Source organism: Chitinophaga sp. W3I9, assembly GCF_050434025.1.
Classification (GTDB): domain Bacteria; phylum Bacteroidota; class Bacteroidia; order Chitinophagales; family Chitinophagaceae; genus Chitinophaga.
In genome coordinates, this window is sequence record NZ_JBNPWC010000001.1 from 5,973,912 (window position 1) to 5,987,725 (window position 13,814).

Sequence of the window (13,814 nt, forward strand, 5' to 3'; positions counted from 1 at the left end):
CATAATTTTAATCAGCTATATCACTGGCAAATATTACCTGTTGAGGATCTTCTTTCAGATAAAAAACCGGGACAGACTCCTGCCTGGTCATGCCCAGATCCAGGAGCGGCACTATTTTTTTTAACGAAGCAGTATGGGTTTTTCCCGAATCATCCTGGTAGCGTAACTCAAAGCGTACCTGCGGCTGTTCATTAATATAAGTGCCTGTTTGCTCGGCAGAAACTATCTGTGCATCTGTACGCAAGCCGTAGTACTTAAGCTGCAACGCATTGCCTGGCGTGCCTGTAAAAAGTTTCAACAGCCAGCCCAACCCGATCCCGCTCACCAGCATAATCAACGGACATAAAATAAGCGGATGATAGAAAGCCATAAAGCGCCAGCCCCGTCCGTGGTTCTCTAACATATAGGAATATACGTAGTAGCCGGCTATTGCGGCAACAACCAGCAACCAGGCAAGGCACATCATGATGATCCGGCCTGCTTTTATTCCCACCGTTACGCCGTCCAGGGTTAAATGCGGCACTGCTTTAAGTTTATCATCAATCACCAGCGGAACGGTTTTACCCACCTCATAACGGTGCAGCTCCGGCTTGGTATCGTTTACCTGTAACTGTTCGGTGATTTCCGTGCCGCAGAAATTTTCAAGAGCGCAGGTGATCTCCCGGGTAACAACATCCTTACCTTCAGCGGGTAGTTCCTTGCTGGTTAACACACGTGCATTCTTTCTCACGCCTTCTTTTAAAAGACGCAGGATATTTTTCCTCATGATAAAAGGCAATACAATCCATTTTCTGAACCAGCGCTGGATCAATATCCCCCACAGTATTACAGACAGCGCCAACCAGGTAAGCGCCAGCCACGGCTGCGTACCGCCATCTCCATCACTTACGCCATACTCGGTATTGTAATAGATGAGCATGGGAAAAGGAATCGCAAAGAAAAGCATGTAAATGAACCAGAAGTAACTCCAAAAACCTTTCATTCAGCTAATTTATTTATTAAATTTAAGGGAAAGATGCTTACCATCTGTAAAAGACATTACGGGGTTCAGTCTTTTTTGTAGATCACCTTATTTTCATATTCACCGAGAATCACGCGGCCATAGATCACCTTCGTCCAGCCGTTTTCAAAACCGTGATTATTAGCTATGAGGTAACCTTTATTGGTATCTTTTTTAATCACCTTGTGTGCATCGATGTAGCGGCCTTTTACTTTGCAAAACACAATATCGCCAATGACGTATTCCGCTTGCTTTACAAAAGTGAGCAGGGTGCCGCTTTTCAAAATGGGTAACATAGAGGAGCCAAAGGCTTTCATTTTTCCTGTGCCGGTAGTTTCCAATCCGGACTTTAATCTTTCGTACTTGTTCATGTTGTTTTAATTGATTGAATAAAAATGGATGACCATATAGTAAATGATCGTAGTGCAGGCGCATGGAGTTACTGAAGCCAATATGCGGGAGCGGTTAACTGAAGCGGGCAAATTCAATTATAAGCATGATGGTGAAACACTGTTGGGCTACACAAGACAGGCGGGTATAACAAATGGTATGCTGTGAAATAACAAAACCTGCGGGCAGCGCAGGTATCAAACTATTTGGGGATACTGCCGGGGCATTTTCTATAAAGAACAACTGCCGCAAAAGTAATAAAATTTTCTATTCTCCCGGATAAAAAAAACGTGATACTGAATTTGTATCACGTTTTTTTTATGCTTTTTTATTTTGCAGGGGTAATGACGATGTTCCTGAATTCAATAGGACCGTGATCTCCCTGGAAATAGATCGGGCCGGGTTCACCTTCATTGCTATCCAATGCACCGCCGGTAATACCGGGAATGGCGGCATTGCATATGATGGTTTTGCCATTGGCAACAACCGTTACCAGGCGACCTACCAGGGTAATATCAAAAGTTTGCCATTGACCGGGGCCAAGCACCACCATGTCGTTTGGCACCAGGAATCCGTATACCCCACCAAACAGGTGACTGGATGGCGGATCTGTTTTAGGATTGTCGATGATCTGTGTTTCATAACGGCCCCTCAGGTAAACGCCGCTATTGCTACCGGCCTGGTAGCGGAACTCCACATGCAGCTTAAAGTCGGTGAACTTCTGTTCAGAGATCAGGTTAGCGCCGGAATGCGGGCTGGCAAGGATGCCGTCCTTAACGATCCATTGGTTCTGACCCAGGGCTTTCCAGCCGGTGAGGTCCTTTCCGTTAAACAGTTTCACGGGTTTCCCCCAGGTTGGCGCTGCCGTTCTTTTAAGATCCGGCGCTTTTACCCCCGTGAAAGAGTAGGACTGTCCGTCGCTGGTATGGATTGTACCGCTTATTCCGGCATCGGTTACAGTGCCTTCCAGCGTCAGGTCGCGGTCTTCCCTTTCCCATTGCGGCGGAATGGAGAAGCTGAACTTCCCGTTGTCAAAATTTACTTTGGAGATGGGCCTGGCGCTGCCGCCGGTGCTTACAAAGCGACCTACCAGGGTTTTAAAACCGGAAAGCTCCACTTCCAGCCAGGAGGGCTTATCTACTCCATTTTCGCTGACCTTGATATCCCAGGCGCCAATCAGGGCCCCGCCTTTAACGGCTTCGGTCTTAATAGCCGATACCTGTGCCATTACACCGGAAGGATTAGCTAATCCCAGCCCCATGCAGCATATCAGACCTGCGATAATACTTTTTCTATTCATGTTCATGTCCATGTTTATTGAAGAAAGCTATAAAGATAAATATTTGATCCTGCTTCTTATAGCACTTTATCGGGTTTATTTAAACCAGCTCCCAAATCTATAATTATCGTGATATTTACCGGTATCCCCTTCTGTAACATTTATTCCAGGGCCTGCGTTAAACATCAAAGCTCTTCCCCATGCATATTTCTACCTATATTAAATTCCCGGTTATTCTCGCGGTTATCCTGGTACTGGGCGGATGCACAAAGGACAAGTGCACCAAAATGATCCAAACTAAAATAAATATTCCCGTTATGATGGCACTGACCGACTATTGGGCCTCTATCAAATCGGAAGCGCCAAAGGAGATCATCCTTACGGGCAAAATCTATGTGAAAGACCAGTATATTTTTGTGAACGAGCCTTACGCCGGCATCCACATCATAGATAACAGTAACCCATCATCTCCTCAGAAAGTTTCTTTTATCAATGTAATGGGGAATATCGATATCGCTATAAAAGGCGACTTCCTTTATGCCGACAGCTATGCTGACCTGATTGTATTCAACATCAGCGATCCGCGCAACATCAGGTTTGTTAAACGTGTGCCGGAAGCCACCAGTTTGCCGGCCAACGTAAACGGCCTGCTGGTAGGATGGCACTATAACCGTGACAGCATCGTGATTGGTTATACCACCAGGGATACCAGTTATTGCGATTGCGATCCGGATCCTAACATACAATATCTTGCCAGCGCAGAAGTGGCCTCCTCTTATAAAAACCAGGCCGGCACCGGCAAAGGTGGATCCATGGCCCGGTTTACCATCGCTAAAGATTACCTTTATACTGTTAATTCCTGGCAGTTAAAAACATTTGATCTCTCGGATGCCGCTAACCCGGTGTTTAAAAGCCTGCAAACCTTTAATGCCTTTATTGAAACCATATTCCCTTATGGTGAATATCTTTTTATCGGCAGCCAGAACGCCATGTTCATTTATGACATCACTAATCCGGCAGTACCAACCAAACGCTCTATGGTAACACATTTCAGGGCATGCGACCCGGTTGTAGTGGAAGGAAACAGAGCATATGTAACCATCAGGAGCGGTGCAGCCTGCGCAGGCAATTTCAATCAGCTGCAGGTATTTGATGTGAGCAATGTGGATCAACCCATAAAGTTGAGCACTACCGAAATGAGCAACCCACACGGTTTAGGTATTGATAACGGGAAGCTTTTCATTTGTGAGGGCCAGTACGGACTTCGCTTCATGGATGCCACAAATGCTACTAACATCACCACTGCAAAGCTGGTAACAGGGCCGGAGACATACGATGTAATTCCCTTTGAAAGCCAGCACCGCCTGCTGGTGAGCGCCAGGGACGGCATTTATCAATACAACTACAGCTCCATCACAAACCCGCAGCTGTTAAGCAAAATAAACGTAAAGGGTAATCCATATTAACAGGGGCTTTCCTGTTAATAACTATTAAAAACAGCCAGTTTATACATATTATCATCCGCTGGTGTGGCAATATACAACCAGCTTTCCAATGCTACGCGGGAAGTACAGGGGCCGTAGGTAATGAGCCTGATCTTTCTCTTTACCGATTCTTTTTGCAGGATCGATAAAACTTCCTGCAGGATTTCGCCTTTGAAGGGCGTAAACATAAAAAATACGGTTCCTTCAGAATAGTCGGCTTCCCGCGCATCCACATTTATAAATGTAACAGCCGGCAGATGGAGTGCCGCAGCGCAGGCCCCTGCATAATCGCAGAAGGCCGGCTCAAATTCAATTCCCCTGGTGGCGATGCCGGTGAGCAGATTTACGAGGATAGCCACCTGTCCCAGGCCGGCGCCGATATCGAAAAAGACATCTTCTTTTATGAAAAGAACTTTTTCTACCAGTTCAAACACGATCCTCGCCGGTGTTTTCTGATAATAAACCATTTCAGGTTCAAGATCCCTGGTCTGCTCCGGCATTGTTTGCAGCGGGGATAATCCATTGATAAAAATATCGAGGTTATCATACCCCGCTTCTTCCCCATGCCCGTTACCATCCGGGTTAATATCCACGTATTTATTCACCAGGTGTTTGAACCCGTTTGTTGTAAATCCGGTTGTACTGATGGTTCGCTGAAGTTGCTGAAACAGGTTAACATCGATTCCTTCCAGCCTAGACTTTACTTTTTCAGCGCGGTTCCTGAGTACCAGCAATGGATCCGGTTGCGGCGCGTTCAACAGGAGTTCGTTAATCCGCTCTATCACCTGGAAGTCGATGAAGTCAATGACCTCCATACGCAGATCAAATTCCCGCTCCTGGTAGAGCACCGGATTTCTCTCTGCTTCCTCAATATACTGTTGTAGCTCAAAAATGGTCATCTTTACAGGATCGCTGTTATACTTAAAGAGGAATTACTTTCCTATCACCTGTTTTCTATGTTCCACTCCCCAGTTATACAATGAGTCCAGCACTTTTTCGATAGATGTTCCATGCTGGGTGATGGAATATTCAACCGTAGGCGGAAAAGTATTGTGCACTTCTCTTTTTATCAGTTTATTCGCTTCCAGCGTTTTTAATTCCTTCGACAGCGTTTTATCTGTAATACCGCCCACCTCCTTTGATATTTGTTTAAAGCGCTTGTTTCCTGTGGACAGAGAAAGCATAATAAGCAGCTTCCATTTGCCTTCCAGGGCATCCAGGGCGTCTTTTATAGCAAGTACATTATGGGGGCATCCTTCCCGTGTCAGCATTTTTTTTTTATTTCTAACGATGTTTTCCCGTTACTTTCCCGATGGATAGCGCTATCCGATGGTATAGTACTATCAGCTGTATAGCAAATGTAGATACTTTTGCTGCATAATTATTAACAGCCTTAAAAAATAACGATGACAGTCAAAACGAAGCGTATCCTATCTACAGTACTGATGGTCATTCCTGCCATAGTACTTGTTATGGGCGGAGTAATGAAATTACTTGGAGCGGAACCTGCATCAGTAATGCAATTCCTCAATAAATCAGGATTTGGCAATTATATAAAAGCACTTGGCATCACAGAACTAATCATTGCAGCGCTGCTGCTTTACCCGGTAACAAATAAAACCGGCTTCCTGTTAGCCACTAGTTATTTCGGCGGCGCCCTGTGCCTGGAAATATCCGGTGCACAGCCCTTTGCTTCCGCTGTGTTCCTGGCGATACTCTGGATAGCCATGTTCTTAAGGTCCAGGGAAATGTTTCTGCCGTTATCTATGGTGAATAGCCAATAAAGCAACAGGGAACGATCCGGAAAATGAAAGCACTATGTCTTCAGTACAAAAATAATGGATACAGGGCTTTGGCTTTGAGGATGCAATGGTTCTTCTATATTCCGGATCGTTAACCCTGCTTCGCTGAACAACGACGCCCATTCGCCCAATGTTCTGAAATACCATTCATAGGGTTGCTGAAAATCTCTTTTCAAACCTTTCCAACTCCCTTCCTTCCATCCGGAAACATAAGGCTCCTGCTGTGCAATTGCGGATGGATGCAACGTTTGAATGAACACCAGGCCCCCGGGCACAATGAGTTTATTAATATTTTTCAACAGTGCATCCGAATCTGTTTTATCGAGTAGCGCAAAATTGATAACAGCTGCTCCGGGTTTGTTTCCGATGGTATATTTACCGGTGGCCAGGTCATTGAAACTGGCTACTGCATAATGCTCTCCGCCCTTTTTAATGGCATTTTCTATCAATGCGCTTACAGCATCCACACCAAAGGCCGTTATTCCTTTGTTTTGCAAGCAACGAGTGAGCCATCCTTCTCCGCAGCCGATGTCTATTATAGATTGAATATTGTGGGAACAAATGATGTTTACAATGGCATCATTAGTCGCCAGTATCCTCGATTCAATTTCAGCATTATCAATGGATGCAATCCAGTTGTCGGCATTGGCATGCCAGGAGGTAGTTATTTTTGTTGACTGATCCATGATTTAATTTTGATGATGTGATAATTACTTAAGCGCTCTCTGCGCGGGAGGCTATTTTCCGGTATTTATTTCTATAAAAACCTATACTAACAAATTACGAAATATAACGTTTCAGTCCACTTTGCGGGCTGAATTGCATCCATAGCAAGAACATACTTACCCATTTTGTGTATGGGCTCACACAGCTGCCGTTTTACCTGCATGACCCCGTAAACCCAATGATAGTCTGATACATAGAAGAACTTGCTCCGTTGAAAAGCGCTTCTGGTATGCTAATTGCATTTTTGGATTTTAAATCTTTATTGAATAACCAAAAAAACAGTTTATGAAATCGATTCTTAGCGTCATTGGTGTGTTATTGTTATCGGCCATCCTTTTTGCTTCTTGCAGCAAGGACACCGACCCTGCAGACACAGATATCTTTGCTGGTACATTCAGGGGAAAGATCGGGTATGTTGACTCGGAAAAAAACATCAGCCAGGACAATGGCAGCGTTTTCGTTACAAAGGTTGGTACCCGGTATGACTTCAGATTTTCCGACGGCATTCCTGACCTTACCGGCGTTCAGTTTGAGCGGAAGGACGATAACACAATGGTAAGTATGGGATCATCAGGTACCGGTCTTATTACGATCAATAAGGACAAGCTCGTGATAGGCTTTGCAAGGGACGGCCGGTCCTGGACAGCTGACTGCGGCAGATAGTATGATATAAATAACCCTGCAACGTTACACGCTATAAGCGACCTACCTCTGTCCGGGCTTAACTTTTTTCTATTTTCTGTAGTTAATTTAAAAATGATTTATTACAAGGTGCACAAAGAAGTGCCTTAAGGTCCCGGGACCGGAGGATGCAGCAATGTGTCCGCCGGTTCCGGGATTCTGCTGATTTTGATCATTATTTTGTATATATTCGTCGTAATCTAGAATACAAAATACTTTATGAGAAGATACGCTTTAATCATTCTTTTGCTCGCTTCATTTTCCGGGTATGCCCAGAGCACAATTAATAATTACAAATACGTGGTGATACCGGAAAGGTTCAATTTCTCCCGGGAAGATAACCAGTATGGGCTAAACACCGTAGCTAAATCGTTGCTGGAAGAAAAAGGATTTACCGTTTATTTCGACAATTCAGAAATACCAAAAGAACTGGCCGGTAACAGGTGCAATGCCCTGAATGCGGATGTGGTGCAGAAAAAAGGACTGTTTGTCACCAACCTTACACTTTTATTAAAAGACTGCAAAGGCAATGTCATTTTTAAAAGTAAAGAAGGCAAAAGCCGGGAAAAAGAATTTGCTGCTTCCTATAATCTTGCTTTAAGAGATGCCTTTACGTCCCTGAATGACGTACCATATGCGTATGACGGCACCACCGCTGAAGCGCCTCAACAGGCCGTTGCGCCAACCGTTGCCCCTGCCCCGGTTCCCGCATCAGCCGCTACACCTGCGCCTGCAGTGGCAGAAACAAAAGAAGCTGCTGGTACTTTATATGCCCAGCCAACAGCAAACGGGTTCCAGTTAATTGACACCTCTCCGAAAAAAGTGCTAACGCTGCTAAAAACCTCCGTGCAGGATTATTTTATTGCCGATAGTGATGCATCTCATGGAATAGTGCTGAAGAAAAACGGAGACTGGTATTTTGAGTACTATAAAGATAATAAGCTCATTTCTGAAAAGCTGCTGATTAAGTTTTAACGCGGTAGTTGCTTGATTTTAAAAAAGCCTTCAGGTTTAACAACCTGAAGGCTTTTTCTTTGCATAGTGAGATATCTCTCTAAAAATACCTTAATCAAAAAATGCCTACCTTATCCACTGCAGGTAAATAGCCACCGGCATCATGGCCAGTATAAACGGTACAATAACGGCAAATGCAGTACCGGAGTAATTGATGAGCGCATTATATTTCACATGATTTAACCCCAGCGATTGAAAAGCGCTTTTAAATCCGTGCAGCAGGTGCCAGAAAAGCGAAAAGCAGCCAACAAGATATATGATCACTTCTACCGGATGCTGAAATTTCTCCAGCATCATTTCATACAGGGGCAGCTCCTCTCCGTGTAAAAACTGGTTGGTCCGGTTCGGAATCCAGAAATTGGAGGTATGCACCACCAGGAACAATAGAATGATCGTTCCCAGCAATGCCATGCTCCTGCTATACCAGGTACTGTTGGCGCCGGGCTTGTTTACCAGGTATTTCACCGGGCGGGCATCCCGGTTGGTTTTCCATAACCACAAGCCCTGTACAATGTGCGCAATAAAAGCAAACACCAATACAATCTCAATCGTCCGGATAACCACGTTGGTGGCCATAAAATGCGCCCAGATGGTAAATGTTTTGCCCCCGTCGTTATAAAAGATGGCCGCATTAACCAAACAATGTACCACCAGAAAACTGATTAAAAACAGGCCCGTTGTTGCCACAAGGAATTTTTTTCCGATAGAACTTGAGAAAAATCTTATAAACCAATTCATGATAAAGAATATTTTTTACTGCCAAAGCAGTTACAGCAGGATATTATTCTGAGGATACAATTTAGGAGGAAGATCTTTTTCTTCCAACAATTCGCGCAATTCTATTTCAATGTCGCGGCATATTTTGGTCAGCGGTACATCGTTCGCGCTGCCTTCAAAAGGATTCTCGGTACTTTCACCTATTTGCTCCAGCGACGTATACATCCAGGAAATCATGATGCTGAACGGAACCACCAGCCATACCATGTGCCCTTTCATCACCCCGTCCACCACCTCATTGAACTGATCAAAATCCTTCAGCAATCCAAACGGCAGCAATAGGCAAAATAACCGGATAAAAAAACGGTTAACAATGGCATATTGCCGCGGATACGGACTGTTTTTCAACTGCTCGCATTTAGCCTGGCTGATATAAAACTCTTTCAGCCCCTTCTCCATTTCGAGAAACTGCGCAATCTGCATCTGCTGCTCATCATAGCATATTCGCAGCAGCTTGCCCTGGTTCGACAAAATACGGGCAGTTATACTACTGGCTGCCAACACCTCCTGCAGTTCTTCGTTGGAAATATATTTTCCCAGCTCGGCCTCCAATGGTGTTTCCCTTTCTGTTACGTGAAAAAGTCGCTGGTACTCTGTATTGTGCTTTTTATCGACCGTTTCCCAGGGGCGTGATGACCGCATCTCATACCGCAATGCCGTTAACCAGGCCATATGGCGGTAGATCAGTTCCTTTGTGGTAGCCGGGCTACTGAAAAAATCCCTGCTGAATAGTCCCCACGATCTGCTGAAGCTTACTATAGAGGTCCAAACCTGTTGTGCTTCATTTGTGCGGTTATAGGTCTGCGTATTTTTGAAACCCACCGTAAAAGCTGTGGCAGTACCTAACAATGCCACTACCGTCCAGGGAATACTGATCCATTCCAGGCCGCATGTTTCGTACAGTACCACGGGCACAATGCTCAAAACCAGCAAAACATATACCTTCCTTCGTGTCCAGAAGAGAAATTCCCCGAATTTGTATGATTTACCTACATGCATATTTCCGACTTTCAGTTTTTGTATTGTTCAATAACCATCCCACCACTGTTCCCCGGGGGCCAGCGTTGAATTAAAGGTAACAGGCGCACATTATTAGGCTTCCGGTGCGGATGGTACATCCTCCATGCGGATGGCGTCGTCCAGGAATTCCCCGCCTTCTGCGGTATTCTCATTGTGATAGGGCAATATCACCTCGGGCTCCTTCGGTTCTGTACGGCCATCAGGAGTGGGTGTTGTACCAGGGTGCAGCAGATGTGAGAAGATGTTCATGTTATTATCATTTTAAAAGATGAAAAACAGGACGGGTTGCCCGTCATGCCGAAAACGCTTCAGCAGAGGCAATCGATGGGCCAGGCATATAATTCATTAAAAATCAGATAATTACCTTCTAACCAACAAAAGAAATCACACGATATTTCGTCATTTCACTTGCCTACACACGAAATACAGTGAATCGCTGGCGGTCGCCTGCCCGCTTTTCCTACAAAACTATTTGCACACGTCATATTTAATATTATCTTTGTAACTAAGATAATTAGTTAATAAGATATAAAAATGGATACCGAGGTAATAAAAAGAATAAGAAAATTGAACCAGCAACATTCATACACCTCTATTCAGATGCATGAAGCAGTTGCCCGGAAGGCCGGCCTTTCCGGAACTGATCATAAATATTTAGGGTTCTTACTGGAGAGAGGGCAAATGACTGCCGGCGAACTTTCCAACATCACCGGTTTAACCACAGGTGCAGTTACCGGCCTGATAGACCGGTTTGAAAAGAAAAAACTGGTAAAAAGACGATTTGCGGAAGATGACCGGCGTAAGGTGATCATTGAGCCCATCACCCCTAATATAATGGCATTGCTGGCGCCACTTTATAAAGAATTCCGGAGCAAGTCAGAAATGCTGATTGCTTCCTTTTCTGAAAAAGAAATCAAAGTGATTGAAGCCTACTTTTTAAAGGCAATTGAAATAATGAATGAAACAACCGATAAGCTCAATAAAAAATAATTGAATATGGGAGTTAGCATACTGGATTTTCACGAAATCGATAAAACAAAACTCGCAATGGCAGGCGGCAAAGGCGCCAACCTGGGAGAACTATCCCGGATGGAGGGGATACAGGTACCCGGTGGCTTTTGCGTTACCACGGATGTATATAAAAAAGTTACAGCGAATAATGAAACGTTTAATTCACTGCTGGACCAGCTGTCCGTGTTAAAAGCGGATAACAGGAAAGCTATCAGTGATACCGCTGCAAAAATCCGGAAGGTAATTGAAGCAATAGTCATTCCGGACGATATTCAACAGGAGATCACCCGCCATCTTAAAAAACTGGGTGAAGGACACGCATATGCGGTACGCTCCAGCGCCACTGCAGAGGATCTTCCTACCGCTTCCTTCGCCGGTCAGCAGGATACCTATCTGAACATCACCGGCAAAGAAGCGATCCTGGCGCATATCAGCAAGTGCTGGGCATCGTTGTTCACCGACAGGGCAGTCACCTATCGTTTGCAAAATGGATTTGATCATAGAAAAGTGTATTTGTCTGTTGTGATTCAGCAAATGATTTTTCCAGATGCCGCAGGGATTATGTTTACAGCAGACCCGGTTACCTCCAACAGGAAGGTAGTGTCTATTGACGCCAGCTTCGGATTAGGGGAAGCTCTGGTTTCCGGGATTGTAAATGCTGATAATTATAAAGTCCGGGAGGGCAGGATTATTGACCGGAAAATTTCTTCAAAAAAAATCGCGGTTCTTGCCTCAGCGGAAGGCGGCACCAAACAGCAGGAGATCGGGCCGGAACAACAAAGTGCGCCAACGCTTACCAATAAAGAGATCAGAACGCTTGAACGGATTGGAAGAAAAATTGAAGCTTATTTCGGTAGTCCCCAGGATATTGAATGGTGCCTGCATAAAGGTAAGTTCTATATTGTACAGAGCCGGCCCATCACTACTTTATATCCCATCCCTGAAGCAAACGACTCCGAAAATCACGTTTATATATCCGTGGGGCATCAGCAAATGATGACCGACGCCATGAAACCCTTGGGATTATCTTTCTTCCTGTTAACAACAGGTGGCGCCATGCACAAAGCCGGCGGCAGATTATTTGCTGACATAGCCGCCGCCCTGGCATCTCCCGCCAGCAGAAAAAAGATCATATCGGTCGTGGGACAATCCCATCCGCTCATAAAAGACGCGCTCATGACCATCGTAAAGCGAAAGGGTTTTATTAAATCGTTGCCGGACGATAACAAAGCAGCGGATCAGCGTAGCCGCAATAAAGTAATGTCGTGGACCTTTCCGCCCGAATTCGAAAACAACCCCGCCATTGCTGCTGATTTAATTAAGGCTAGCCAGGCATCCATAGAAGCGTTAAAACAGCAAATACAAACTAAGTCGGGCTCAGACCTGTTTGATTTTATTCCGGAAGATATCCAGGAATTAAAGAAAGTATCATTTAACCCCAAAAGTTTGGATATAATCATGATGGCGATGCATGCCGCCACCTGGATTAACCAAAACATGATGAAGTGGCTGGGTGAAAAAAATGTGGCTGATACGCTTTCACTGTCTGTATCCAACAATATTACGGCAGAAATGGGGCTGGAACTATTGGATGTGGCAGATGTGATCCGCCCCTACCCGGAAGTAGTGGCGTATTTACAGCAGGCGAAAGACGATAACTTCCTGGAAGGCCTGGTTAAGCTGAATGGCGGACAGGAAGCCCGGGACGCTATTAATGCTTATCTCAACAAATACGGCATGCGGTGCGCCGGGGAAATTGATATTACCAAAACCCGTTGGAGTGAAAAACCCATTATCCTTGTTCCGATGATCCTCAGCCATGTCAGGAACTTTGAGCCTGGTGCCAGCCGTTTGAAGTTTGAGCAGGGACAACAGGCCGCGCTGAAAAAGGAACAGGAACTATTAGACCGGCTGAAGCAATTACCGGGAGGCAAACGAAAAGCTGCTGAAGCAAAACAAATGATCAGCCTGATCCGGAACTTTGCCGGGTACCGTGAATATCCGAAATACGGTGTGATTAACCGTTACTTCGTGTATAGGCAGGCGTTACTGAAAGAAGCGGCACAACTGGTACGAGCCAACGTTATTCATGAGAAAGAGGATATCTACTATCTTTTTTTTGAAGAATTACGCGAAGTGGTACGCACCAATAAACTGGATTACCAGGTCATCAACAAACGGAAAGATGAATACAAATTATATGATAAGCTAACTCCCCCACCCGTTATCACCTCCGATGGTGAGATCGTTACAGGTGAGTACAAGCACGAAAACATGCCGGCCGGGGCTATTCCGGGCCTGGCTGTCTCTTCCGGGGTTGTAGAAGGGCGGGCACGCGTTATCCTGAACATGGAAGACGCAGATATAGAAGAGGGTGACATATTAATCACCACCTTTACAGATCCCAGCTGGACGCCCTTGTTTGTATCCATAAAAGGCCTGGTCACCGAAGTGGGCGGACTGATGACCCACGGTGCAGTTATTGCCCGGGAATATGGGTTACCGGCCGTTGTTGGCGTAGACAAAGCCACCAGGCTGATCAAAGACGGACAAAGAATCCGGGTGAACGGAACAGACGGATATATAGAAGTACTTTGAGAGGAGGGTAAAAAGACCTGCAGGTTACGCAG

At 45.2% G+C, this 13,814-nt stretch carries 15 protein-coding genes; 6 read left to right on the forward strand and 9 right to left on the reverse strand.

What is annotated here, in order from left to right; all coding sequences use genetic code 11:
* Window positions 1-7: 7 nt before the first annotated feature.
* The 3 genes from QFZ51_RS24225 to QFZ51_RS24235 all read right to left on the reverse strand — a co-directional run bounded on the left by QFZ51_RS24225 (window position 8) and on the right by QFZ51_RS24235 (window position 2,690).
* Window positions 8-982 (reverse strand): hypothetical protein, encoded by a 975-nt coding sequence (locus tag QFZ51_RS24225; protein WP_429049859.1) that lies wholly within the window; start codon window positions 980-982, stop codon window positions 8-10.
* Between the two features lie 65 nt (window positions 983-1,047).
* Window positions 1,048-1,371 (reverse strand): S24 family peptidase, encoded by a 324-nt coding sequence (locus QFZ51_RS24230; protein WP_429049862.1) that lies wholly within the window; start codon window positions 1,369-1,371, stop codon window positions 1,048-1,050.
* Between the two features lie 347 nt (window positions 1,372-1,718).
* Window positions 1,719-2,690: a 3-keto-disaccharide hydrolase gene (locus QFZ51_RS24235; RefSeq protein ID WP_429049863.1), complete on the reverse strand. Its 972-nt coding sequence runs from the start codon at window positions 2,688-2,690 to the stop codon at window positions 1,719-1,721.
* A 179-nt stretch (window positions 2,691-2,869) separates the two neighbouring features.
* Between QFZ51_RS24235 and QFZ51_RS24240 the strand changes: the two genes are divergently transcribed.
* Window positions 2,870-4,135 carry an LVIVD repeat-containing protein gene (locus tag QFZ51_RS24240; RefSeq protein WP_429049864.1) on the forward strand — a complete coding sequence of 422 codons (1,266 nt, stop codon included), beginning with the start codon at window positions 2,870-2,872 and terminating at the stop codon, window positions 4,133-4,135.
* 14 nt (window positions 4,136-4,149) lie between these two features.
* Here the strand turns inward: QFZ51_RS24240 and QFZ51_RS24245 are convergent, their stop codons facing one another.
* Window positions 4,150-5,052: a hypothetical protein gene (locus QFZ51_RS24245; protein WP_429049866.1), complete on the reverse strand. Its 903-nt coding sequence runs from the start codon at window positions 5,050-5,052 to the stop codon at window positions 4,150-4,152.
* A 33-nt stretch (window positions 5,053-5,085) separates the two neighbouring features.
* Window positions 5,086-5,424 carry a winged helix-turn-helix transcriptional regulator gene (locus QFZ51_RS24250; RefSeq protein ID WP_429049867.1) on the reverse strand — a complete coding sequence of 113 codons (339 nt, stop codon included), beginning with the start codon at window positions 5,422-5,424 and terminating at the stop codon, window positions 5,086-5,088.
* A 135-nt stretch (window positions 5,425-5,559) separates the two neighbouring features.
* Between QFZ51_RS24250 and QFZ51_RS24255 the strand changes: the two genes are divergently transcribed.
* Window positions 5,560-5,937 (forward strand): hypothetical protein, encoded by a 378-nt coding sequence (locus QFZ51_RS24255; RefSeq protein WP_429049868.1) that lies wholly within the window; start codon window positions 5,560-5,562, stop codon window positions 5,935-5,937.
* A 32-nt stretch (window positions 5,938-5,969) separates the two neighbouring features.
* On the opposite strand, the gene QFZ51_RS24260 is transcribed toward QFZ51_RS24255, so the two are convergent.
* Window positions 5,970-6,641 carry a class I SAM-dependent methyltransferase gene (locus QFZ51_RS24260; protein ID WP_429049870.1) on the reverse strand — a complete coding sequence of 224 codons (672 nt, stop codon included), beginning with the start codon at window positions 6,639-6,641 and terminating at the stop codon, window positions 5,970-5,972.
* 325 nt (window positions 6,642-6,966) lie between these two features.
* Here QFZ51_RS24260 and QFZ51_RS24265 point away from each other — a divergent pair, with 325 nt between their 5' ends.
* Together QFZ51_RS24265 and QFZ51_RS24270 are read left to right on the forward strand one after the other, a co-directional pair.
* A complete protein-coding gene (locus tag QFZ51_RS24265) occupies window positions 6,967-7,344 on the forward strand; it encodes a hypothetical protein (RefSeq protein ID WP_429049873.1) in 378 nt (125 codons plus the stop codon).
* 237 nt (window positions 7,345-7,581) lie between these two features.
* Window positions 7,582-8,337 (forward strand): hypothetical protein, encoded by a 756-nt coding sequence (locus tag QFZ51_RS24270; protein WP_429049874.1) that lies wholly within the window; start codon window positions 7,582-7,584, stop codon window positions 8,335-8,337.
* Window positions 8,338-8,442: 105 nt separating this feature from the next.
* On the opposite strand, the gene QFZ51_RS24275 is transcribed toward QFZ51_RS24270, so the two are convergent.
* The 3 genes from QFZ51_RS24275 to QFZ51_RS24285 form a co-directional block, all read right to left on the reverse strand.
* Window positions 8,443-9,114 (reverse strand): succinate dehydrogenase cytochrome b subunit, encoded by a 672-nt coding sequence (locus QFZ51_RS24275; protein WP_429049875.1) that lies wholly within the window; start codon window positions 9,112-9,114, stop codon window positions 8,443-8,445.
* Between the two features lie 30 nt (window positions 9,115-9,144).
* A complete protein-coding gene (locus tag QFZ51_RS24280) occupies window positions 9,145-10,152 on the reverse strand; it encodes a bestrophin family protein (RefSeq protein ID WP_429049877.1) in 1,008 nt (335 codons plus the stop codon).
* Window positions 10,153-10,245: 93 nt separating this feature from the next.
* Window positions 10,246-10,422 carry a hypothetical protein gene (locus tag QFZ51_RS24285; protein ID WP_429049878.1) on the reverse strand — a complete coding sequence of 59 codons (177 nt, stop codon included), beginning with the start codon at window positions 10,420-10,422 and terminating at the stop codon, window positions 10,246-10,248.
* A gap of 285 nt (window positions 10,423-10,707) precedes the next feature.
* Here QFZ51_RS24285 and QFZ51_RS24290 point away from each other — a divergent pair, with 285 nt between their 5' ends.
* Both QFZ51_RS24290 and ppsA read left to right on the forward strand, forming a co-directional pair.
* Complete coding sequence (locus QFZ51_RS24290; protein WP_370907575.1) at window positions 10,708-11,163, forward strand: MarR family winged helix-turn-helix transcriptional regulator; 456 nt, start codon at window positions 10,708-10,710, stop codon at window positions 11,161-11,163.
* A 6-nt stretch (window positions 11,164-11,169) separates the two neighbouring features.
* A complete protein-coding gene (gene ppsA, locus QFZ51_RS24295; RefSeq protein ID WP_429049881.1) occupies window positions 11,170-13,782 on the forward strand; it encodes a phosphoenolpyruvate synthase in 2,613 nt (870 codons plus the stop codon).
* Window positions 13,783-13,814: the final 32 nt, after the last annotated feature.

Bases quoted from the DNA above. Each gene is read 5' to 3' on its own strand.
- QFZ51_RS24240 (WP_429049864.1), top strand. From the start codon at position 2,870: ATGCATATTTCTACCTATATTAAATTCCCGGTTATTCTCGCGGTTATC.
- QFZ51_RS24275 (WP_429049875.1), bottom strand. From the start codon at position 9,114: ATGAATTGGTTTATAAGATTTTTCTCAAGTTCTATCGGAAAAAAATTC.
- QFZ51_RS24285 (WP_429049878.1), bottom strand. From the start codon at position 10,422: ATGAACATCTTCTCACATCTGCTGCACCCTGGTACAACACCCACTCCT.
- QFZ51_RS24265 (WP_429049873.1), top strand. From the start codon at position 6,967: ATGAAATCGATTCTTAGCGTCATTGGTGTGTTATTGTTATCGGCCATC.
- QFZ51_RS24245 (WP_429049866.1), bottom strand. From the start codon at position 5,052: ATGACCATTTTTGAGCTACAACAGTATATTGAGGAAGCAGAGAGAAAT.
- ppsA (WP_429049881.1), top strand. From the start codon at position 11,170: ATGGGAGTTAGCATACTGGATTTTCACGAAATCGATAAAACAAAACTC.
- QFZ51_RS24230 (WP_429049862.1), bottom strand. From the start codon at position 1,371: ATGAACAAGTACGAAAGATTAAAGTCCGGATTGGAAACTACCGGCACA.
- QFZ51_RS24280 (WP_429049877.1), bottom strand. From the start codon at position 10,152: ATGCATGTAGGTAAATCATACAAATTCGGGGAATTTCTCTTCTGGACA.
- QFZ51_RS24225 (WP_429049859.1), bottom strand. From the start codon at position 982: ATGAAAGGTTTTTGGAGTTACTTCTGGTTCATTTACATGCTTTTCTTT.
- QFZ51_RS24255 (WP_429049868.1), top strand. From the start codon at position 5,560: ATGACAGTCAAAACGAAGCGTATCCTATCTACAGTACTGATGGTCATT.
- QFZ51_RS24270 (WP_429049874.1), top strand. From the start codon at position 7,582: ATGAGAAGATACGCTTTAATCATTCTTTTGCTCGCTTCATTTTCCGGG.
- QFZ51_RS24235 (WP_429049863.1), bottom strand. From the start codon at position 2,690: ATGAATAGAAAAAGTATTATCGCAGGTCTGATATGCTGCATGGGGCTG.
- QFZ51_RS24260 (WP_429049870.1), bottom strand. From the start codon at position 6,641: ATGGATCAGTCAACAAAAATAACTACCTCCTGGCATGCCAATGCCGAC.
- QFZ51_RS24290 (WP_370907575.1), top strand. From the start codon at position 10,708: ATGGATACCGAGGTAATAAAAAGAATAAGAAAATTGAACCAGCAACAT.
- QFZ51_RS24250 (WP_429049867.1), bottom strand. From the start codon at position 5,424: ATGCTGACACGGGAAGGATGCCCCCATAATGTACTTGCTATAAAAGAC.